The sequence below is a fragment of the Variovorax multivorans genome, assembly GCF_051216835.1.
Classification (GTDB): domain Bacteria; phylum Pseudomonadota; class Gammaproteobacteria; order Burkholderiales; family Burkholderiaceae_C; genus Variovorax.
In genome coordinates this window covers 85,203-106,133 of sequence record NZ_JBPJZL010000012.1, presented here as the reverse complement: position 1 = coordinate 106,133, position 20,931 = coordinate 85,203, and the positions used below count along the sequence as shown (strand labels likewise).

The 20,931-nt window shown below is 66.7% G+C and carries 17 protein-coding genes; 14 read left to right on the top strand and 3 right to left on the bottom strand.

The genetic code is table 11. The annotated features are described in order from the left end of the window. Nucleotides 1-429 precede the first annotated feature (429 nt). The 10 genes from ACSFCA_RS27465 (at nt 430) to ACSFCA_RS27420 (ending at nt 12,635) form a co-directional block, all read left to right on the top strand. The gene (locus ACSFCA_RS27465; RefSeq protein WP_435461724.1) at nt 430-2,412 is read left to right on the top strand and encodes an AAA family ATPase; all 1,983 of its coding nucleotides are present in this window, start codon (nt 430-432) and stop codon (nt 2,410-2,412) included. 49 nt (nt 2,413-2,461) lie between these two features. Beyond that, on the top strand, nt 2,462-3,808 hold the full coding sequence (argA, locus tag ACSFCA_RS27460) for an amino-acid N-acetyltransferase (RefSeq protein WP_093054709.1): 1,347 nt from the start codon (nt 2,462-2,464) through the stop codon (nt 3,806-3,808). Between the two features lie 36 nt (nt 3,809-3,844). After that, nucleotides 3,845-4,483: a LysE family translocator gene (locus ACSFCA_RS27455; RefSeq protein ID WP_258355087.1), complete on the top strand. Its 639-nt coding sequence runs from the start codon at nt 3,845-3,847 to the stop codon at nt 4,481-4,483. 86 nt (nt 4,484-4,569) lie between these two features. Continuing rightward, nucleotides 4,570-5,781 (top strand): succinyldiaminopimelate transaminase, encoded by a 1,212-nt coding sequence (gene dapC, locus ACSFCA_RS27450; RefSeq protein WP_307614095.1) that lies wholly within the window; start codon nt 4,570-4,572, stop codon nt 5,779-5,781. A 44-nt stretch (nt 5,782-5,825) separates the two neighbouring features. Next, nucleotides 5,826-6,650, top strand: coding sequence for a 2,3,4,5-tetrahydropyridine-2,6-dicarboxylate N-succinyltransferase (gene dapD / locus ACSFCA_RS27445; protein WP_258355089.1), 825 nt, complete (start codon nt 5,826-5,828; stop codon nt 6,648-6,650). Nucleotides 6,651-6,716: 66 nt separating this feature from the next. Continuing rightward, nucleotides 6,717-7,865: a PilT/PilU family type 4a pilus ATPase gene (locus tag ACSFCA_RS27440; protein ID WP_435461723.1), complete on the top strand. Its 1,149-nt coding sequence runs from the start codon at nt 6,717-6,719 to the stop codon at nt 7,863-7,865. A 16-nt stretch (nt 7,866-7,881) separates the two neighbouring features. Next, on the top strand, nt 7,882-9,060 hold the full coding sequence (gene dapE, locus ACSFCA_RS27435; protein WP_435461722.1) for a succinyl-diaminopimelate desuccinylase: 1,179 nt from the start codon (nt 7,882-7,884) through the stop codon (nt 9,058-9,060). After that, nucleotides 9,057-9,938 carry a 50S ribosomal protein L3 N(5)-glutamine methyltransferase gene (gene prmB, locus ACSFCA_RS27430; RefSeq protein ID WP_435461721.1) on the top strand — a complete coding sequence of 294 codons (882 nt, stop codon included), beginning with the start codon at nt 9,057-9,059 and terminating at the stop codon, nt 9,936-9,938. Before dapE ends, prmB begins: the two co-directional genes overlap by 4 nt. A 166-nt stretch (nt 9,939-10,104) precedes the next feature. Continuing rightward, a complete protein-coding gene (locus ACSFCA_RS27425; RefSeq protein ID WP_435461720.1) occupies nt 10,105-12,096 on the top strand; it encodes an ABC-F family ATP-binding cassette domain-containing protein in 1,992 nt (663 codons plus the stop codon). 35 nt (nt 12,097-12,131) lie between these two features. Continuing rightward, entirely contained in the window at nt 12,132-12,635 is a 504-nt protein-coding gene (locus ACSFCA_RS27420) for a hypothetical protein (protein ID WP_093054693.1), read from the top strand. Here the strand turns inward: ACSFCA_RS27420 and ACSFCA_RS27415 are convergent. Next, nucleotides 12,586-12,822: a hypothetical protein gene (locus ACSFCA_RS27415; RefSeq protein WP_435461719.1), complete on the bottom strand. Its 237-nt coding sequence runs from the start codon at nt 12,820-12,822 to the stop codon at nt 12,586-12,588. The two genes, ACSFCA_RS27420 and ACSFCA_RS27415, sit on opposite strands and share 50 nt — an antisense overlap. Nucleotides 12,823-12,825: 3 nt before the next feature. After that, the gene (locus ACSFCA_RS27410; RefSeq protein ID WP_435461718.1) at nt 12,826-13,059 is read right to left on the bottom strand and encodes a helix-turn-helix domain-containing protein; all 234 of its coding nucleotides are present in this window, start codon (nt 13,057-13,059) and stop codon (nt 12,826-12,828) included. A gap of 70 nt (nt 13,060-13,129) precedes the next feature. On the opposite strand from ACSFCA_RS27410, the gene ACSFCA_RS27405 reads away from it, so the two are divergent. Further along, nucleotides 13,130-13,846 carry a helix-turn-helix domain-containing protein gene (locus ACSFCA_RS27405; RefSeq protein WP_258355096.1) on the top strand — a complete coding sequence of 239 codons (717 nt, stop codon included), beginning with the start codon at nt 13,130-13,132 and terminating at the stop codon, nt 13,844-13,846. 295 nt (nt 13,847-14,141) lie between these two features. On the opposite strand, the gene ACSFCA_RS27400 is transcribed toward ACSFCA_RS27405, so the two are convergent. Further along, nucleotides 14,142-14,702: a fasciclin domain-containing protein gene (locus ACSFCA_RS27400; protein WP_093054685.1), complete on the bottom strand. Its 561-nt coding sequence runs from the start codon at nt 14,700-14,702 to the stop codon at nt 14,142-14,144. Nucleotides 14,703-15,073: 371 nt separating this feature from the next. On the opposite strand from ACSFCA_RS27400, the gene ACSFCA_RS27395 reads away from it, so the two are divergent. From ACSFCA_RS27395 to ACSFCA_RS27385, 3 genes are read left to right on the top strand one after another with little or no spacing between them, the layout of a single operon-like run. Beyond that, complete coding sequence (locus ACSFCA_RS27395) at nt 15,074-16,573, top strand: efflux transporter outer membrane subunit (RefSeq protein WP_435461717.1); 1,500 nt, start codon at nt 15,074-15,076, stop codon at nt 16,571-16,573. Between the two features lie 52 nt (nt 16,574-16,625). Further along, nucleotides 16,626-17,786: an efflux RND transporter periplasmic adaptor subunit gene (locus ACSFCA_RS27390; protein WP_435477459.1), complete on the top strand. Its 1,161-nt coding sequence runs from the start codon at nt 16,626-16,628 to the stop codon at nt 17,784-17,786. Nucleotides 17,787-17,796: 10 nt separating this feature from the next. Beyond that, nucleotides 17,797-20,877, top strand: coding sequence for an efflux RND transporter permease subunit (locus ACSFCA_RS27385; protein WP_435461715.1), 3,081 nt, complete (start codon nt 17,797-17,799; stop codon nt 20,875-20,877). The last annotated feature ends 54 nt before the right edge of the window (nt 20,878-20,931 follow it).

The following is a 20,931-nucleotide window of genomic DNA, read 5'->3' as shown; positions in this document are numbered from 1 at the left end:
CGATTCGGGAAATTCGATGCGGAGAGGTGTCGTGGTCGTCAAGGGAAGGCAGTCGTCGGGCTGGCGCGGCGGGCAAACCGTCGATTATCGGTGCGCACCGCGGCTGTTGCACGGCATCCACAGCGCGCTGCTTCGCTGCAACACGATCCGTAAATAGTCTTTACTCAATTGCAAACCGCTACTACGATCGCGTCCATGTCCTGCCTTGCCCCCACCACTTTGCGCCGTCGCTGCGCAAGCCATGCGCCCGCCGCGCATGGGAGGGTCAAGTTGCCCCGCCCGGCCTGAAGCCCGCGCCCTCGCTCACGTCGGCGCGCTTCAGACACAGAAGCGCCGCAACCGACACCCACAGCGTCCTGCCTGCCGATTCCTTCATGCCGAAGGAGCGGCCGCCTTTCCGTATCTGTTCGATTCAAAAAGAAAAACACCATGTCCAAAGACATCCATTCCCGTCTGCACGCCGAGCTCGCAGAGCGCACGCGCCACCTGCAGACCGTTGCCGAAGCCCTGAAGACCGAGCTCTTCGGCATCGACGACATCATCGACCGCGTGATCGATTCGCTGCGCGCCTGGTATGTGCTGCCGCAGATCATCAGCCGCCCCGTCATCGTCTGCCTCTGGGGCCTTACCGGCACCGGCAAGACGCAACTGGTGCGCAAGCTCGCGCAGCACCTGGGCTTCTACGACCGCTTCATCGAAGTGCAAATGGACGGCTTCAGCCACGGCTCGGGCTATCACAGCCGCGGCTCCATCTCGGCCATGCTGGCCGAATCGGGCATCGCCGAAGGCACGCCAGGCATCCTGGTGCTCGACGAGTTCCAGCGCTTTCGCACGGTCGACGGCAACGGCAATGACGCCAAAGTTGAGCGCTACCAGGACGTGTGGGCGCTGCTATCAGACGGCCGCCTGCCGCCCGCGCTCTCGATGCTCGGCGAGATCGAGTCGTCGCTCGCGCATGCCGAGTTCGTGCAGGACCGCGACGGCGCCGACAAGAAGAAGTTCGACAAGAAGCGCAAGCTGCACCTGTCGCCCTGGGAGGCGCGCGAAGTGAAGCGCTGCCTGAAGCTCTCCGAGACCCTGCTGCAGATCATGGCGTGGAAGCCCGCCGAGGTGCACGCACGCCTGCGTGCCTTCCGCGACACGCAGCAGAGCTGGGAGACCGACTACAGCAAGCTGCTGGTGTTCGTCTCGGGCAACCTCGACGAGATGTACGCCGAGACGGCCCAGCGCGTCGAAGACTGCGACACCGACGCCGACATCTTCCACACCCTGACGAGGAAGCTCTCCGTCATCGACGTGAAGAAGGCGCTGGCCGAGCGCTTCCGTCCCGAGCAGATCGCCCGACTGGGCAACAACCACGTGATCTACCCCTCGTTCAACCGCGCGACCTACGTGCGCCTGATCCTGTCGATCTGCGACCGCTACGTGGCCGAGATCCAGGAAAGCTCCGGCGTGCGCTTCGTGCTCGACGCTAGCGTGTACGAGCAGATCTACGCCAACGCCGTGTTCCCGGCGCAGGGCACGCGCCCGCTGTTTTCGTCGATCCACGCGATCCTGAGCGCGACGCTGGTCAATGCCGCGCTGTGGGCACTGGAGCAACGCGCCGACGGCAGCGAGCCGGTGTGGCTCACGCTGGACGCGGGCGCGTCGTGCATCACGGCCAAGTACCGCAAGGCGCGCCGCCAGTTTCCGGTCGCGCTGGAGCTGAACCGCCTCAAGCAGCGCTCGAGCGAGGACTTCCGCGCCCTGCTCGCCGTGCACGAGGCGGGCCACGGCGTGGCCTACGGCCTGCTGTTCGCCCGCGCGCCGCAGGAAATCAAGATCAACGTGGCCTCGTTCGAGGGCGGCTACAACAGCTACGAGCAGCGCAAGGCTTGGTCCAAGGAAAACCTGCGCGATCGCATCTGCGTGAGCCTCGCGGGCCGCGCCGCCGAACAGCTGGTGTTCGGCGAGCAGGCCTGCACCTCGGGCGCCACGCAAGACTTCATGCAGGCGACCGCCTATGCCGCGCAGTACGTGCGCCACTTCGCCTTCGGCACGCGCCTGAGTCGCACCGACGTCGCGAACGACCCGGGCGACAACGTCAACACCGACATCGAGGCGACCAACCCCGAGATCGAGGCCCTGCTGGCGCAGGAACACGCACGCGCGCTGGCGCTGCTCGACGCGCACACGCCTGCGCTGATGGCGGTGGTCGACGCGCTGCTGCGCGAGGGCTCCATCGCGCCGGCTGAACTGGCCGCGATGCTCGAGCTGCCGGACCCGGCAGCCGGTGCGGCCACGGACGCCTACGCAGCGCTGCTCGCGAGCTTCCGCGCCCGCAACGCCGGCCTGCCGCCGCCAACGCCGCCCAAGGGCACCGGAGCGGCCGTTCCCGCGAGCGCAGCCCGCGTGCTACGCGCTATCGCCTGAATCGCGTGAGTCAGGCAAATGACGCTTCATGAATGCACAATCACGCCCCATGTCCACCGTCTTCAATTTCACCTTCGTGCCCTGGTTCCGCTCGGTCGCGCCCTACATCCACACGCACCGCGGTAAGACTTTCGTGGTCGGCCTGGCGGGCGAGGCGATTGCGGCGGGCAAGCTGCAGAACATTGCGCAAGACCTGGCGCTGATCCAGAGCATGGGCGTGAAGATCGTGCTGGTGCACGGCTTCCGGCCGCAGGTCAACGAACAGCTCGCGGCCAAGGGCCACGAGGCTCGCTATTCGCACGGCATCCGCATCACTGACGAGGTGGCTCTCGACTCCGCGCAGGAAGCCGCCGGCCAGCTGCGCTACGAGATCGAGGCCGCCTTCAGCCAGGGCCTGCCCAACACGCCGATGGCCGGCTCGACGGTGCGGGTGATCTCGGGCAACTTCATCACCGCGCGACCGGTGGGCGTGGTCGATGGGGTGGACTTCAAGCATTCGGGCCTGGTCCGCAAGGTGGATGCGGCCGGCATCCGCCGTACGCTGGACTTCGGCGCGATGGTGCTGATGTCGCCCTTCGGCTTCTCGCCCACCGGCGAAGCCTTCAACCTGACGATGGAAGAGGTGGCCACCAGCGTCGCCATTTCCATCCAGGCCGACAAGCTGATCTTCCTCACGGAAATCCCCGGCATCCGCATCGACAGCGAGCTGCCCGAGAGCGAAGACAACCCGATCGACACCGAGCTGCCGCTGGACGCCGCCGAAAAGCTGCTGGCCTCGCTGCCGCCGGCCCAGAAGCCGACCGACACGGGCTTCTACCTGCAGCACTGCGTGAAGGCCTGCAAGGGCGGCGTGGAGCGCAACCACATCCTGCCCTTTGCGCTCGACGGCTCGCTGCTGCTGGAGGTGTACGTGCACGACGGCGTCGGCACCATGGTGATCGACGAGAAGCTCGAAAGCCTGCGCGAAGCCACCGTGGACGACATCGGCGGCATCCTGCAGCTGATCGAGCCCTTCGAGCGCGACGGCACGCTGGTCAAGCGTGACCGCAACGAGATCGAGCGTGACGTGGGCCACTACACGGTGATCGAGCACGACGGCGTGATCTTCGGCTGCGCGGCTCTCTACCCGTACCCAGAGGCGCGCACCGCCGAAATGGCCGCGCTCACGGTGTCACCGCAATCGCAGTCGCAGGGCGACGGCGAGCGCATCCTCAAGCGCATCGAGCACCGCGCCAAGGCCATGGGCCTGGACAGCATCTTCGTGCTCACCACGCGCACCATGCACTGGTTCCTCAAGCGCGGCTTCCAGCAGGTCAACCCTGACTGGCTGCCCGAGGCCCGCAAGCGCAAGTACAACTGGGACCGCAAGAGCCAGGTGCTGGTCAAGAAGATCTGACCGGCTGCTGCCCCCCTCTCGAAGGAAACTGCCCCGATGACGCTCGCCACCGCCCTGCTTTTTGCCATCGTGGCCTTCGCCGCCATCGCCACGCCCGGCCCCACGGTGCTGCTGGCGCTCAGCAACGGTTCGCGCCACGGCGTGCGCCGGGCGCTGCCGGGCATGCTCGGCGCGGTGCTGTCCGACTTCGTACTGGTCGGCGCCGTGGCGCTCGGCCTGGGCGCGCTGCTGGCGGCGTCGGAGTTCTGGTTCTCGATGCTGAAGTGGGTCGGTGCGGTGTACCTCGCCTGGCTCGGGCTGCGCATGCTGCGCTCCAAGGGCGGTTTCCACCTGCCGGCGGCCGATGCCGCGCCTTCGGCCACGGCGGGCGAAAGCCGGCGCATCTTCTTCAAGTCTTTCCTGGTGGCGGTGACCAACCCCAAGGGCTACATCTTCTGCTCGGCCCTGCTGCCGCAGTTCATCGATCCCTCCGCCGCACAGGCGCCGCAGTACATCGTCATTGCGCTGATCTTCGCGGGCCTCGACATGGCGGTGATGCTGACCTACGCCTTCGTCGGCGCCCGCGCGATCCGGCTGCTGACCGTGTCGGCCACGCGCTGGATCGATCGCGCCTGCGGCGGCATGCTGCTGGCGCTGGCCGGCTCGCTGGCCTTCTACCGGCGCAGCGCGGCCTGACGCCTGCCAGCCGTCATGGCTGTCGTCATGGCCGCCAGTAGCCGCTTCGACAGGAGCGGTAACACCTGTCACCGATAATCCCGGGCATGAATCCCCTGCTTTCCCGGTTGCAACCCTATCCCTTCGAACGGCTGAAGCAACTGTTCGCGGGCGTCACGCCCAACCCCGAGTTCCCGGCCATCAGCCTGGGCATTGGCGAACCCAAGCACGCCACGCCGGGCTTCATCAAGGACGCCCTGAGCGCCAGCCTCGGCGCGCTGGCCGCCTACCCCGCCACCGCCGGCGACCTGGCGCTGCGCACCGCCTTCACCGACTGGCTGAAGACCCGCTACAGCCTCGCCCTCGACCCAGCCACCCAGGTGCTGCCCGTCAATGGTTCGCGCGAAGCCCTGTTCTCGCTGGCGCAGACCGTGGTCGATCCCACCGTTTCGCCGCAGCCGGTGGTGATGTCGCCCAACCCGTTCTATCAAATCTACGAGGGCGCGGCCCTGCTCTCGGGCGCCGAGCCGTACTACGCGGCCAGCGTGCCCGCGCGCAATTTCGCAGTCGACTGGGACAGCGTGCCCGAGGCCGTCTGGGCCCGCACGCAGTTGGTGTTCGTCTGCTCGCCGGGCAACCCGACGGGCGCGGTGATGTCGCTGGACGAATGGAAGAAGCTCTTCGCCCTCTCGGACCGCCACGGCTTCGTGATCGCCGCCGACGAGTGCTACAGCGAAATCTATTTCCGCGACGAGCCCCCGCTCAGCGGCCTCGAAGCCTCGGTGAAGCTCGGCCGGCCCGACTTCCGCAACCTGATTGCGCTGACCTCGCTGTCCAAGCGCAGCAATGTGCCCGGCCTACGCAGCGGCTTCGTGGCAGGCGACGCGGCCATCATCAAGAAGTTTCTGCTCTATCGCACCTACCACGGCAGCGCCATGAGCGGCACCGTGGCCGCGGCCAGCATCGCGGCCTGGGGCGACGAGTCGCATGTGGTCGACAACCGCGCCCAGTACCGCGCCAAGTTCGCGGCCGTCACGCCGCTGCTCGAACCCGTGCTCGACGTGCGGCTGCCCGACGCCAGTTTCTACCTCTGGGCCGGCGTGCCCGAAGTGTGGGCTGGCGACGACGAAGCCTTCGCCCGCGCGCTCTACGCTCAATACAATGTGACGGTTCTGCCGGGGAGCTATCTGGCGCGCGAAACCGCCCACAGCGCCAACCCAGGCCGCGGCCGCATCCGCATGGCACTGGTGGCCGAAACAGCCGAATGCGTGGAGGCCGCCGAGCGCATCGTCCGCTTCTGCAAGGACGCCCGCCGCTGACCCGCTTTCCTGCCCGCACCCATTTTTCACCCGAGACCTTCTCAATGACCCAGCAACTGCAACAAATCATCGACGCCGCGTGGGACGACCGCGCCAACATCTCGCCCACCGCCTCGTCGGCCGAAGTGCGCGACGCCGTCGAGCACGTCATCACCGAGCTGAACAACGGCAAGTTGCGCGTGGCAACCCGCGAAGCCGTCGGCAAGTGGACCGTGCACCAGTGGATCAAGAAGGCCGTGCTGCTGTCGTTCCGCCTGAAGGACAACGAGCAGATGCAGGCCGGCTCGCTCGGTTTCTACGACAAGGTGCCGACCAAGTTCTCGCACCTGTCGGCTGGTGAGCTGAAGGAATCGGGCGTGCGCATCGTGCCGCCGGCCGTGGCCCGCCGCGGCAGCTTCATCGCCAAGGGCGCGATCCTGATGCCCTCGTACGTGAACATCGGCGCCTACGTGGGCGAAGGCACCATGGTCGACACCTGGGCCACCGTGGGTTCGTGCGCACAAATTGGTGCCAACGTGCACCTGTCGGGCGGCGTCGGCATCGGCGGCGTGCTCGAGCCGCTGCAGGCCGGCCCGACCATCATCGAAGACAACTGCTTCATCGGCGCCCGCTCGGAAGTGGTCGAAGGCGTGGTGGTCGAAGAAAACTCGGTGCTGTCGATGGGCGTGTTCATCGGCCAGAGCACCCCCATCTACGACCGCGCCACCGGCGAAACCCATTTCGGCCGCGTGCCCGCCGGCTCGGTCGTCGTGGCCGGCAGCCTGCCCAAGGACAACGGCCGCTACAGCATGTACGCAGCCATCATCGTGAAGAAGGTCGACGCCAAGACGCGCTCCACCACTTCGCTGAACGACCTGCTGCGCGACTGATCGGCTCCTTCAAGGCCGAACCCTTTTCCCCTTAGAGAAAACAACAGCACCCGAGGAGAGAGACCGATGAACATGATGGAGCGAATTCTTCGTTTGATGGCCGAGCGCAAGGCCTCCGACATCTACCTCTCGGCCCACTCCCCGGTGCTGATCCGAATCAACGGCATCTGCGTGCCCATCAACGCGCAGGTGCTGCCTGCGACCGCGCCGCTCGCGCTGCTGTCCGAAGTGGTGCCCGCCGCCCGTATCCAGGAGCTGGAAAGCACGGGCGAACTGAACATGGCCGTCGCCCTCGAAGGCGCCGGCAACTACCGCGTGAGCGCCATGCGCCAGCGCGGCACCTACGCGGTGGTGGTGCGGCACATTGCCGCCGACATCCCCAGCTTTGCCGATCTGAACCTGCCCGACATCCTGAAGACGCTGATCATGGAAAAGCGCGGGCTGATCCTGATGGTTGGTGCCACGGGCGCGGGCAAGACCACCACGCTGGCCTCGATGCTCGACTACCGCAACGAACACGCCAGCGGCCACATCCTCACGGTCGAGGAGCCGATCGAGTTCACCTACACCAACAAGAAATCGGTGGTGAACCAGCGCGACGTGGGCAGCGACACCACCTCGCTGCAGACGGCGCTGAAGAACGCGCTGCGCCAGGCGCCCGACGTGATCCAGATCGGCGAAATCCGCGACCGCGACACCATGACCGCCGCCATCGCTTATGCGCAGTCGGGCCACCTGTGCGTGGCCACGCTGCACGCCAACAACAGCTACCGCGCGCTGAACCGCATCCTGAGCTTCTTCCCGGTCGAGGTGCGGCCCACGCTGCTGGGCGACCTGGGCGGCGCGCTGCGCGCCATCGTGTCGCAGCGCCTGCTGCGCACGCCGGCTGGCGGTCGCGTGCCGGCGCTCGAAGTCATGCTCAACACCGCGCTGGTGGCCGAGCTGATCGAAAAGGGCGACTTCTCCGCCGTAAAAGAAGCGATGGAAAAGTCGATGGCCGAAGGCTCGCAGACCTTCGAGGAAGACATCGCCCGCCTCATCACCGAAGAGCGCGTCACGCGCGAAGAAGGCCTGTCGCAAGCCGACTCGCCCACCAACCTGATGTGGCGCCTGCAGAACCGCGCCGCGCCCAAGCCGCAGGTCGACGACCGCCACCTGACCGACCAGGTCGATGAACCCACCTTCACCGACATCACGCTCGACGTGAAGTTCTGAACCAAGCCTTTTCCCGATGTCCCGTACGCTCCAGCTCGCCGAACAACTCATCTCGCGCCCCTCCGTCACCCCCGACGACGCGGGCTGCCAACAGATCCTCGGCGAGCGGCTGGCGCAACTGGGCTTCACCCTGGAAACCATCGAAAGCGGACCGGCCGACTTTCGCGTGACCAACCTGTGGGCGGTGCGCCGCCCTGCGAACGCGGCCACAACCAAGACGCTCGTGTTCGCCGGCCACACCGACGTGGTGCCCACCGGCCCCGTCGAGCAATGGACCAGCCACCCCTTCACCCCCACGCACCGCGACGGCAAGCTCTACGGCCGGGGCGCCTGCGACATGAAGACCTCAGTCGCGGCCTTCGTGACCTCGATCGAGGATTTCCTTCAGGCCGTGCCCGAGCCGAAGCTCACGCTCGCCCTGCTGCTCACCAGCGATGAAGAAGGCCCCGGCGTCGACGGCACCGTCATCGTCTGCAATGCACTGGCCGCCCGAGGCGAGGTCATCGACTACTGCATCGTTGGCGAACCCACTGCCGTGGAGCGCTGCGGCGACATGATCAAGAACGGCCGCCGCGGCACCATGAGCGGCAAGCTCACAGTGAAGGGCGTGCAGGGCCACATCGCCTACCCGCACCTGGCGAAGAACCCGGTGCATTCAGTAGCGCCCGCGCTGGCCGAACTGGTGGCCATCAACGCCGCCGGCGGCTGGGACACCGCAAGCAACCCCTACTTCCAGCCGACCAGCTGGCAGATCAGCAATTTCCACTCGGGCACAGGCGCGAGCAACGTGATTCCGGGCAGCGCGGTGATCGACTTCAACTTCCGCTTCTCGACCGAATCCACGCCCGAGTCGCTGCAGCAGCGCGTACACGCCGTGCTCGACGCGCACAAGGTCGACTACACGCTGGCCTGGACCATCGGCGGCCTGCCCTTCCTGACCACGCCGGGCGAGCTGGTCACGGCCGTGCAGGGCGCGATCCGCGACGAGACCGGCATCGAGACCGAGCTGTCGACCAGCGGCGGCACCAGCGACGCGCGCTTCATCGCCAAGATCTGCAAGCAGGTAGTGGAGCTGGGCCCGGTGAACGCCAGCATCCACAAGATCGACGAGCACATCGACGTGGCCGAGATCGAGACGCTGAAGAATATCTACGTGCGCACGCTGAAGCAGCTCGACGCTGCGCTTGCGGCATGAGCACGGTCATCGAACTGATCGAGTCGGGCGCCAAGAAGCTCGAAGAGGCTGGCGTGGCCTTTGGGCACGGCACCGCCAACGCCTTCGACGAAGCTGCCTGGCTCGTGTTGTGGCGCCTGAAGCTGCCGCTGGACGACATCGACAGCGTGGCCGACAGGCCCGTGTCGCCTGCCGACGCCGGCAAGGTCGCCGCGCTGATCGACGAGCGCATCTCCACCCGCAAGCCCGCCGCCTACCTCACCAAGGAAGCGTGGCTGCAGGGCGTGCCCTTCTACGTGGACGAGCGCGCCATCGTGCCGCGCAGCTTCATCGCCGAGCTGATCGCCGATGGCAGCATCGACTATTGGCTGGGCGAACACACCCAGCGCGTGCTCGACCTGTGCACCGGCAACGGCAGCCTCGCGGTGCTCGCGGCGCTGACCTACCCGGACGTGACGGTGGACGCGGCCGATCTGTCTGTCGAGGCGCTCGAAGTGGCAGCCATCAACGTCACCCGTCACCAGTTGGACGCTCGCGTCACGCTGATCGAATCGGACGGGCTGAAGAACGCGCCCGGCCCGTACGACCTCGTGCTTTGCAACCCGCCTTACGTGAACAGCGCCAGCATGGCCGCCCTGCCCGCCGAATACCGCGCCGAGCCTGAACTGGCGCTGGCTGGCGGCACCGACGGCATGGATTTCGTGCGCCAGCTGTTCGCCGACGCGCCCTCGCGCATGAGCGAGCAGGCGGTGCTGGTGCTGGAAATCGGCAACGAGCGCGACTACTTCGAGGCCGCCTTCCCGCAGCTCGAAGTAGTCTGGCTCGAAACCTCGGCGGGCGAGGACCAGGTCTTGCTTGTCACGCGCGACGCCCTGGTGGCCGGCGCCGGCGTGCGTTAGCTGCGCCAGCTCCAAGCCCTTCAGCCGCTTTCTCGCCGCCACTGGCCGCGAAACCCCATTCACCGGGCCATTCCCCGCGCCTGCCGCGCCTTTCCCCTGCGCTTTTGCCCCCTTTCGCCGGGCCGCAAAGGACGGGCGGGATAATCGCCCCTACGGTTCCTCTTTCATGATTACTCTCAAAAACGTCATTCTTCGCCGCAGCGCCAAGGTTCTGCTCGACGGCGCCACCGTCACCCTCAACCCCGGCGAAAAGGTCGGCCTGGTGGGGCGCAACGGCGCCGGCAAGTCGACCCTGTTCGCCCTGCTCAACGGCACGCTGCACGAAGACGGCGGCGATTTCTCGGTGCCCAAGCACTGGCGCATGGCCCAGGTGGCGCAGAACATGCCCGAAACCGAGGAGTCGGCAACCGACTTCGTGGTGGGCGGCGACACCCGCCTGACCGAGCTGCGCGAGTCGCTGGCCGCCATCGAGGCCGCCTACACAGAGAACCCCGACGACGCCGACATCGGCATGGAACTGGCCCACGCCTACACCGACCTGGCCGATGCCGGCGAGCACGACGCCGTGCCGCGTGCGCAGGCGCTCATCCTGGGCCTGGGCTTCAAGTCGCACGAGCTCGACGAGCCCGTCAACAGCTTCTCCGGCGGCTGGCGCATGCGCCTGCAACTGGCCCGCGCGCTGATGTGCCCGAGCGACCTGCTGCTGCTCGACGAACCCACCAACCACCTGGACTTGGACGCGCTGGTGTGGCTCGAAGCCTGGCTGCAGAAGTACCCGGGCACCATGATCGTCATCAGCCACGACCGCGAGTTTCTCGATGCCGTGACCGACGTCACCCTGCACATCGCCAACGCCCAGCTCACGCGCTACGGCGGCAACTACAGCAAGTTCGAGGACATGCGCGCGCTGCAGATGGAGCAGCAGCAGGTTGCCTTCAGCAAGCAGCAGGACAAGATCGCCCATCTGCAGAAGTTCATCGACCGCTTCAAGGCCAAGGCCAGCAAGGCCAAGCAGGCGCAAAGCCGGGTCAAGGCGCTGGAGCGCATGGAGCGCGTGGCGCCGCTGCTGGCCGAGGCCGACTTCACCTTCGAGTTCAAGGAGCCGGGCAACATTCCCAACCCGATGCTGTCGATCAGCAACGCGAGCTTCGGCTACGAGATCGAAAACGAAGAGCCCAAGACCATCCTGCGCGGCGTCAGCCGCTCGGTACTGGCGGGCCAGCGCATCGGCATCCTGGGCGCCAACGGCCAGGGCAAGTCGACGCTGGTGAAGACCATCGCGCGTGAAATGGGTGCGCTGGCCGGCCAGGTGACCGAGGGCAAGGGCCTGAACATCGGCTACTTCGCGCAGCAGGAACTCGACGTGCTGCGCCCGCAAGACACGCCGCTCGAACACATGGTGCGCATGGCGCGCGAGCTAGGCAGCAGCGTGAAGGAAGCCACCGGCGAGCAAGCGCTGCGCGGCTTTCTCGGCAGCTTCAACTTCAGCGGCGACATGGTCAAGCAGGCCGTGGGCACCATGAGCGGCGGCGAAAAGGCCCGCCTCGTGCTCGCAATGATGGTGTGGCAGCGCCCCAACCTGCTGCTGCTCGACGAACCTACCAATCACCTGGACCTGGCCACCCGCGAGGCACTGGCCGTGGCGCTCAACGAGTTCGAGGGCACGCTGATGCTGGTGAGCCACGACCGTGCGCTGCTGCGCTCGGTGTGCGACGAGTTCTGGCTGGTGGGCCGCGGCGTGGTCGGCGATTTCGACGGCGACCTGGACGACTACCAGCGCTACCTGCTCGACGAAGCCAAGCGCCTGCGCGAAGAGGCCAAGGTGGCCGTGCGCGAGGCCGTCAGCGCGGCGGCTGCGGCCGCTGCTGCGCCGGTGGCCGCGCCCGCCGCCCCGCAGCAGCGCAAGCAGGACGCCCAGGAGCGCCAGCAGCGCAGCGACCAGGCCAAGCCGATCAAGCGCGAGATCGCCCAGATCGACGAACGCCTGGCCGCGGCCGGCACCGAACGCACCGCGCTCGAGGCGCGCCTGGCGCAACCGCTGCCTTCCGCCGAGATTGCCGAAACCGGCAAGCGGCTGAAGGCGCTCAACGATGAAATCGGCCGCCTCGAAGAGCGCTGGCTGGCCCTGTCGGACCAGTTGGAAGCGCTCGCGGCCTGAACGAGCCTGGAAGCCGACAACAAGGGAGCCGCTGGATGCCGTCTGCAATCGAACTGGCCCGGGGTGACGAGAAACTCATCGCCGCCGTGCACCGCAGCCGCCGCCTCATCACCCGCAAGGCGCTGATGGCGGCCGCGGCCAGCGCCGTGCCCCTGCCCGGCATCGACTGGATGGCAGATGCCGCGCTGCTCTCGCGGCTGGTGCCACAGATCAGCGCGGAGTTCGGCCTTTCGGTCACCCAGGTCGAAAAGCTCGCGCCGCACCAGCGCGAGCGCATCCAGAAGGCCGCAACCACCGTCGGCGCCCTGCTGGTCGGGCGGCTCGTCACGCGCGACCTGCTGATCCGGCTGGCAAAGCACGCTGGCGTGCGCCTCACGGCCAAGCAGGCCACCAAGTACGTGCCCATTGCCGGGCAGATCGTGTCGGCCGCGCTCGGCTATGCGGCGCTGCGGGCGCTGGGCGAGCAGCACATCAAGGACTGCGTGCGCGTCAGCTCCACCCTCGCTCTCGCGCCGCCCGAACCGCACGCGAGCGCCTGAACGCCTCGCGGTCGAACAACACCTGCGCCGCCCACGCCGCGCAGACCAGCCCGAAGCAGCCGCCGCCTGCGATGGCCGGGCGCGCCGCGATCAGCCCGACAACCAGCCCCGCCAGGGACAGCAGCGCCACCAGCACGCACAGCGCGCGGTCGAGCCACAGGCCCGACGGCAATCGTCTGCGGCGCACGGCCTATTCATTGACGGACGGCTGGCGAAAGACCTGCGGCGCGGGCTCCAGCGCCTCTTCCTTCACCCGCTGCTCATAAGCGGCCAGCAGCGCGAGGTAGTGGCGCGACATCACGTCGCCCACCCGACCCAGGCCGATCTTGCTGACCGTTGGCTGCGGAATACCGGTTCTCTGTTCGATCTGCTTCTGCGTGAGCCCCATGGCCCTCAGCGCCAGCACCAACTCGCGTGGCTTCATGGCAATACTCCCTTTTTTTAATATTCTAGAGTTCAGGAAGAATATTCGTTTGGGCTTAAATCCCCAACCGATGGAGAGCATTGCCACACGCGCATTGGCCGCGCGCAAATTCGCCAAGATGACCCAGAAGCAGGCCGAGGCGGCTTCCGGCGTCAAACAGTCCAGCATTTCCAAGATCGAGCGGGGGGACGTCAGCCGGTCGATGAGCGTGCTCGCGCTGGCGCGCGCCTACCGCGCCGATCCGAACTGGCTCGACACCGGCGACGGCCCGGCGCCTTGGGACGAAGACCAGATCCGCCAGGCCCGAGACAAGGCCAACGAGCCGCCGGGCCCTTATCGGGTGACGCACATTGCGCCATTGATTCCGTCGTTCTCGCCCCGCACGCCCGGCACCGTGCCCCTCATTTCCTGGGCGGATGCCGCCAACTGGGACAGCCACGAAGTCTCGCAACAGCCGCGTGCCGAGCGCTGGATTCCCTGCATCGCCCACCACAGCCTCCAGAGCTACGCCCTGCGCGTGCGCGGCGACAGCATGACGGCGTCCAGCGGCCATCTGAAGAGCTATCCCGCGGAGTCGATCGTGTTCGTCGATACGTCGCTGAGGAAGCCCGAGGACGGTGAACGCATCATCGCGAAGCTCGAGGACAGCGGAGAGGTCACCTTCAAGGTCTACAAGGAAGACGACGGCCGACGCTGGCTGCTGCCGCTGAATCCGAAGCACGAGCCGGTGCGCGAGGCCTTCACCGTGCTGGGCACCGTGGTCGGCAAATGGGAAGACGAAGACTGAGCGCAGACGGTCCAAGAATTAGCGAGGAATGAGCCTGGAACAAGATTCCAGCGAGGTCAGGTTGCGTGCAGGTTCACAGGCGATATTCATGTCTCTCCCTGTGGCCTGCATCCTCTGATCCTCCCTCCTCCAGCAGGTCACCTTCAAGCCCGCCTAGTGCGGGCTTTTTTTTGAACACTTGTTGCTCGCCCCCAGGCTGCGCGCACTTCGTGTCGCTTCTCCTTCCCCCTACCGGGGGCAACACCTACGGCCCGGCGGAGCCGGTTCCGTGGTGTTTCTGGAATGAGCCGTGGGTTTACTTGGGCAGGAGCACCTTGTTGACCACGTGGATCACGCCGTTCGACTGGTAGACATTGGGGATCGTCACCGTGGCGGTGCCGCCTTTCTCGTCGGTGAGGGTGATCTTGCCGCTCTTTTCCTTGGCTACGAGCGTGCCGCCGGCCACGGTCTTGAGTTCGGCCGAGCCTTTGCCTGCCTTGATCTCTTTCTTCAGCGCGGCTGCGTCCAGCTTGCCGGCCACCACGTGGTAGGTCAGCACGCCGGTCAGGGCGTCTTTGCTTTCGGGCTTGAGCAGGGTGTCGACGGTGCCGGCCGGCAGTGCGGCGAAGGCGGCGTTGGTGGGCGCGAACACGGTGAACGGACCGGGGCCCTTGAGCGTGTCGACCAGGCCAGCAGCCTTGACCGCGGCAACCAGCGTCGTGTGGTCCTTGGAGTTGACTGCGTTGTCGATGATGTCCTTGGTCGGCAACATCGGCGCGCCGCCCACCATGACCGAAGCCGCGAGGGCCGAGACCGCGCCGGCAGACAGTGCGATGGCGAGAGAGACCGCGGCGAGGCGATGAAGTTTGCGCTGCATGAAGATGCTCCTGGTTGAATGAATGACCGACCACCGCGAAATGGCAGCGGCTGTCTTCAATACGGGAGCCCGCGCGGAACAGATTCGGCAACGGCGAAAAGAAAAAAAGGAAAGCAAAGGACTGCATTCCGGTAGCCGCGGTTCGCGCCGTGCCCATGCATTTCGCACCACGCAGTGCAAATTTCGTCGCATCGCTCTTGCGGCGTGGAGCGCAGACGACGACATTTCAGGAAAGTCAGGTATCCCGGACGGTCCGGGTGTACAACCGCTGCCCCATGCCAAATCAAGAAAACAATGCGTTGGAGGGTCCCCCCAGTTCTCCGCGCGCGGCTTCCGCGCGCCGACGAATGGGGCGGCCTGCCCAGGGTGCCGTGCTCGGTGCCGTCCTGCTGCTGTTGAGCGCCTGTGCGGTCGGCCCCGACTTCAAGACGCCCGACCTGCCGGCCGCCGCCAGCGGCGCCGACTACACGCCCGCGCCGGTACCCGCGCGCACGGCACAGGCCAACGTGCCGGCCGGCCAGGCCCAGGAGCTGCTGCCGGGCCGCGACATCCCCGCGCAGTGGTGGGACGTGTTTCGCTCGGAGTCGCTCGACCAGTTGATCCGCGCCTCGCTCGCGCAAAGCCCCACGCTGGCTTCTGCACAGGCCGCATTGCGCCAGGCCGAGGCCACGTACGACGCCAAGTCGGGCAACCTGCTGTGGCCACAGGTCACGGGACAGCTCGGCGTGCAGCGCGAGCGCGCATCCGAAGTCAGCACGCAGGTGCCGGGCGGCCAGCTGCTCACGCTGTACAACGCATCGGTCAACGTCAGCTACAACCTCGACGTGTTCGGCGGTTCGCGCCGGCAGATCGAAGGCGAACGGGCCGCGGTGGAAGCGCAGCGCTACCAGGTCGAGGCGGTCTACCTCACGCTGACTTCGAACCTGGTCACCACAGCCATCCGCGAAGCCTCGCTGCGCGCGCAGCTGCAGGCCGTGCGCGAGGTGCTGCAGGCGCAGCGCGAGCAGCTGAACGTGATCGAAAAGCAGTTCGACACCGGCGCGATCGCGAAGTCGATCGTGCTGCAGCAGCGCACGCAGGTCGCACAGACCGAAGCCACAGTGCCGCCCATCGAGAAATCGCTCGCGCAAACGCGTCACCAGCTCGCGGTGTTCGCGGGCCGCCTGCCATCCGAAGCAGGCCTGCCCGAGTTCGACCTGGCAAGCCTCTCGCTGCCGCAGGCGCTTCCGCTGTCTCTGCCCTCCGAGCTCGCGCGCCAACGCCCCGACGTGCGTGCCAGCGAAGCGCAGCTGCACCAGGCCAGCGCAGCGGTCGGCGTGGCCACGGCCAACCTCTACCCGCAGATCCAGTTGAGCGCCAGCTACGGCAACAGCGCCTTGCGGGCGCGCGACCTGTTCACCGGCCCGACCACCCTGTGGAGCATCGGCGCCGGGCTCACGCAGCCGATCTTCAACGGCGGAGCCCTGCGCGCGCAGCAGCGCGCGGCAGTCGCGGCCTACGATTCGGCGGCGGCACAGTACCGCAACACCGTGCTCGGCGCCTTCCAGAACGTAGCCGATGCCTTGCGCGCGCTGGAACTCGACGCCAACGCCCTGCAGACCCAGGCCACGGCCGAATCCCTTGCAAGGCAGTCGCTCGACCTGTCGACCGCACAGTTCCGCGCCGGCGCGGTGAGCTACGTCACACTGCTCACTGCGCAGCAGGCTTGGCTGCAGACGCACACCGCGCTGGTGCAGGCGCAGGCCGCGCGCTATGCCGACACGGCCGCCCTCTTCCAGGCGCTTGGCGGCGGCTGGTGGAACCGCGGCGCGCTGGCCGATGCGGTGATCGCGCCGGGGCAGCCGGTGGCACAGCCCGCCGCACAGAACTGACCGAATACCTCCATCAAATAACACGAAGAAAAGCCTACCTATGACCCGGAGAATGATCATCATGATCGGCTGCGTACTGCTGCTGGTCGCCGTGCTCGCGTTCGGCAAGTTCATGCAGATCCGCGCGCTGATCGCGGCCGTGCCCAAGCCGGCGCCGCAGACCGTGTCGACGGCCCAGGTGCAGAAGCTGCAGTGGCAGACGCAATTCACCGCAGTCGGCACGCTGAACCCGGTGCGCGGCGCCGACCTCAGCACCGAAGTGGCGGGCCTGGTGCGCACGGTGCACTTCAAGTCGGGCCAGGACGTGAAGGCCGGCGCGCTGCTGGTCGAGCTTAACGCCGACTCCGACATCGCCTTGCTGCATTCGGCCGAAGCCGCCGCCGCGCAGGCCGCCACCGTGCTCAAGCGCGACCAGGCGCAGCTGGCTGTGCAGGCCGTGAGCCAGGCGCAGATCGACGCCGACACCAACGACCTGAAGAGCAAGCGTGCGCAGGTCGAGCAGCAGGCGGCCGTGGTGGCAAAGAAGTCGATCCGCGCGCCCTTCTCGGGCCGCTTGGGTATCACCGCGCTGAACCCGGGCCAGTACGTGAACGCAGGCGATAAGCTCGTGACGCTGCAGACGCTGGACCCGATCTACGCCGACTTCTCGCTGCCGCAACAACAGCTCGCGGGCCTCGCGGTGGGCCAGGTGGTGAACCTGTCGGTCGACACCTTCCCGGGCCAGAGCTTCACCGGCAAGATCAACGCGATCAGCCCGAAGGTGGATTCCGCCACGCGCAACGTGCAGGTCGAGGCCACGGTGTCGAACCCCAAGCTGTTGCTGCTGCCCGGCATGTTCGCGAACGTGAAGATCGACATCGGCGGCGTGCAGGAGCAACTGACGCTGCCCTCCACCGCCGTGACCTACAACCCGTATGGCTCCACGGTGTACGTGGTGAAGGAAGCCGAGCCGCCCAAGGCTGGTGCTGCTGGTGCTGCAGGTACGCCGGCCCCCGCGGCCAACCCGTCGGGCAAGCCGCAGCTCATCGCCGAGCAGGTCTTCATCGAGACCGGCCCGACGCGTGGCGACCAGATCTCCATCGTCAAGGGGCTGAAAGCCGGCCAGGTGGTGGTGAGCAGCGGACAGAACAAGCTGAAGAACGGCTCGCCCGTGACGGTGGACAACAGCGTGCAGCCCACCAACGATGCGGCACCGACGCCGCAGGAAAAGTGAGGCAGCCCGCATGAACTTCACCGACATCTTCATCCGCCGGCCCGTGCTGGCGATGGTGGTGAGCCTGCTGATCGTGGTGCTGGGGCTGCGCGCGCTGACCGGCCTGCCGGTCAACCAGTATCCGAAGACCGAGAACGGCGTGGTCACCATCAGCACGGCCTACTACGGCGCCGATGCGGCCACGGTCGCGGGCTTCATCACGCAGCCGCTCGAAGCCGCCGTGTCGCAGGCACAGGGCATCGACTACCTGTCGTCGTCCAGCAGCCTGGGCGTGTCGACCATCACCGCCACGCTGCGGCTGAACTACGACTCGAACCGCGCGCTGACCGAGATCAACACGCAGGTCAACTCCGTGCGCAACCAGCTGCCGCCGCAGGCGCAGCAGCCGGTGCTCACGGTGGCCACGGGCCAGACCACCGATGCCATGTACATCGGCTTCTACAGCGACACGCTGCCCAACAACAACGTGACCGACTTCCTGGTGCGCGTGGTGCAGCCCAAGCTCAACGCCATTCCGGGCGTGCAGACCGCCGAAATCCTCGGCGCGCGTACCTTCGCGCTGCGAGCCTGGCTCGACGCGCAGAAGATGGCCGCCTACGGCGTGACCGCCACCGACGTGAGCACCGCGCTCGCCGCCAACAACTACCTGGCGGCCGTGGGCACCAGCAAGGGCCAGATGGTGAGCGTGCCGCTCACGGCCGGCACCTCGCTGCACAGCGTGGACGAGTTCAAGCAGCTGTCGGTGAAGAGCAGCAACGGCGCCATCGTGCGGCTGCAGGACGTGGCCAACGTGACGCTCGGCTCGGAGAACTACGACTTCAACGTGGCCTTCAACGGCGTGCGCTCGGTGTTCATCGGCATCAAGGTCGCGCCCGAGGCCAACATCCTCGAAGTGGCCAAGCAGGTGCGAACCGTGTTCCCCGACCTGCAGGCCCAGTTGCCCACGGGCCTGACCGGAAAGATCGTCTACGACTCGACCGACTTCATCAACACCTCCATCAGCGAAGTGATCAAGACGCTGGTCGAGGCGCTGATCATCGTGACGGTGGTGATCTATCTCTTCCTGGGCAGCTTCCGCGCAGTGGTGGTGCCGGTGATTGCCATGCCGCTGTCGCTGATCGGCACCTTCTTCGTGATGCTGGTGCTTGGCTACTCCATCAACCTGCTCACGCTGCTGGCGCTGGTGCTGGCGATCGGGCTGGTGGTGGACGACGCGATCATCGTGGTGGAGAACGTCGACCGGCACATGCGGGAGGGCAAATCGCCAATGCAGGCTTCGCTGCTCGCGGCGCGCGAGCTGGGCGGACCCATTCTGGCCATGACGGTGGTGCTGGTGGCGGTGTACGTGCCCATCGGTTTCCAGGGCGGGCTGACCGGGTCGCTGTTCACCGAATTTGCGTTCACGCTTGCGGGCTCGGTGGTGGTGTCGGGCGTGGTCGCGCTCACGCTGTCGCCGATGATGTGCTCGCGCTTCTTCAAGCCCGAGCAGGACACCGGCAAGTTCGCGACCTTCATCGAGCACACCTTCGAACGCGTGCACCGCCGCTACCAGCTGATATTGCGCGGCGTGCTGAAGACCTGGCCGGTGATGATCGTGATGGGCGCCATCCTCGTGGCGCTGCTGTTCGTGATGTTCAAGATGTCGAAGTCGGAGCTCGCGCCCGAGGAAGACCAGGGCATCGTGCTGTCGCAGGTGGTGGGCGCGCCCACGGCCACCATCAACCAGATGCAGACCTATGCGGACCAGATCTTCAAGGTTGCGCACGACACGCCCGAATACGCGCAGCTGTTCCAGCTCACCGGCGTGCCGAGCACCAACGCAGGCATTGCCGGCGTGCTGCTCAAGCCCTGGGACCAGCGCACGCGCAGCGCGCACGAGATCCAGGCCGATCTGCAGAACCGCTGGAACGGCATTGCAGGCGCGAAGGTCGTGGCCTTCCAGTTTCCGGCGCTGCCGGGCGCCTCGGGCCTGCCGGTGCAGTTCGTCATCAAGACGACCGAGCCCTTCGAGAACCTGAACACACTCGCGCAGCAAATCATGGACAAGGCGCGTGCGGACGGAAAGTTCTACTACATCGACGCCGACCTGAAGATCGACTTGCCGCAGGCCACCGTGGTGGTCGATCGCGACAAGATCGCCACGCTGGGCATCACCCAGCAGGACGTGGGCAACGCGATGGGCGCGGCGCTGGGCGGCGGGTATGTCAACTACTTCTCGATCTCGGGCCGCTCGTACAAGGTGATTCCGCAGGTGCAGCAAGTCGACCGGCTCAACCCGTCTGACGTGCTCAACTTCTACATCAAGACCCCGAACGGCGTGGTGCCGGCAAGCACGGTCGCGAGCCTGAAGTACACGGTGCAGCCCGAGACGGTGAACCACTTCCAGCAGCTCAACTCCGTGACCATCCAGGGCGTGCCCAGCGGCACGCAGGGCGAAACGCTGGAGTACCTGCGCGGCGTGGTGCAGCAGCTGGCGCCGAGCGGCTACACGGTCGACTACTCGGGCCAGTCGCGCCAGTTCGTGCAGGAGTCGGGCAACTTCGCCATCACCTTCCTGTTCGCGCTGATCATCGTGTTCCTGGCGCTGGCGGCGCAGTTCGAAAGCTTCCGCGACCCGGTCGTCATTCTTGTGTCGGTGCCGCTGGCCCTCTTCGGCGCCATGATCTTCATCTTCTGGGGCTTCGCCTCGATGAACATCTACACGCAGGTGGGGCTGGTCACGCTGATGGGCCTCATCAGCAAGCACGGCATTCTGATCGTCGAGGTGGCGAACCGGCTGCAGAAGCAGGGGCTGAGCAAACTCGACGCCATCGTCGAGGCGGCCGGCACACGGCTGCGGCCGATTCTGATGACCACCGCGGCAATGGTGTTCGGCGTGCTGCCGCTGGTCATTGCCTCGGGCGCCGGCGCGGCCGGGCGCAAGGCGATGGGCATCGTGATCTTCAGCGGGCTGTCGATCGGCACGCTGTTCACGCTGTTCGTAGTGCCAGCGATGTACCTGTTCATTGCGGCGCGGCATCAGAAGGAAGAAAGCGCGGAGAGCCCGCCGGAACAGCCGGCATTGCCGGGGACGGTGGCGCCGGAAGCCTGAGCCTTCGGGCCAGATCGCACCGGTCGAGCCCGCTGCCGTGGAAGCAGCGGGCTT

Coding starts and splice junctions, on each gene's coding strand:
- ACSFCA_RS27440 (WP_435461723.1), top strand. CDS start 6,717: ATGAACATGATGGAGCGAATTCTTCGTTTGATGGCCGAGCGCAAGGCC.
- dapE (WP_435461722.1), top strand. CDS start 7,882: ATGTCCCGTACGCTCCAGCTCGCCGAACAACTCATCTCGCGCCCCTCC.
- ACSFCA_RS27385 (WP_435461715.1), top strand. CDS start 17,797: ATGAACTTCACCGACATCTTCATCCGCCGGCCCGTGCTGGCGATGGTG.
- ACSFCA_RS27425 (WP_435461720.1), top strand. CDS start 10,105: ATGATTACTCTCAAAAACGTCATTCTTCGCCGCAGCGCCAAGGTTCTG.
- ACSFCA_RS27410 (WP_435461718.1), bottom strand. CDS start 13,059: ATGAAGCCACGCGAGTTGGTGCTGGCGCTGAGGGCCATGGGGCTCACG.
- dapC (WP_307614095.1), top strand. CDS start 4,570: ATGAATCCCCTGCTTTCCCGGTTGCAACCCTATCCCTTCGAACGGCTG.
- argA (WP_093054709.1), top strand. CDS start 2,462: ATGTCCACCGTCTTCAATTTCACCTTCGTGCCCTGGTTCCGCTCGGTC.
- ACSFCA_RS27465 (WP_435461724.1), top strand. CDS start 430: ATGTCCAAAGACATCCATTCCCGTCTGCACGCCGAGCTCGCAGAGCGC.
- ACSFCA_RS27455 (WP_258355087.1), top strand. CDS start 3,845: ATGACGCTCGCCACCGCCCTGCTTTTTGCCATCGTGGCCTTCGCCGCC.
- prmB (WP_435461721.1), top strand. CDS start 9,057: ATGAGCACGGTCATCGAACTGATCGAGTCGGGCGCCAAGAAGCTCGAA.
- dapD (WP_258355089.1), top strand. CDS start 5,826: ATGACCCAGCAACTGCAACAAATCATCGACGCCGCGTGGGACGACCGC.
- ACSFCA_RS27390 (WP_435477459.1), top strand. CDS start 16,626: ATGATCATCATGATCGGCTGCGTACTGCTGCTGGTCGCCGTGCTCGCG.
- ACSFCA_RS27420 (WP_093054693.1), top strand. CDS start 12,132: ATGCCGTCTGCAATCGAACTGGCCCGGGGTGACGAGAAACTCATCGCC.
- ACSFCA_RS27400 (WP_093054685.1), bottom strand. CDS start 14,702: ATGCAGCGCAAACTTCATCGCCTCGCCGCGGTCTCTCTCGCCATCGCA.
- ACSFCA_RS27405 (WP_258355096.1), top strand. CDS start 13,130: ATGGAGAGCATTGCCACACGCGCATTGGCCGCGCGCAAATTCGCCAAG.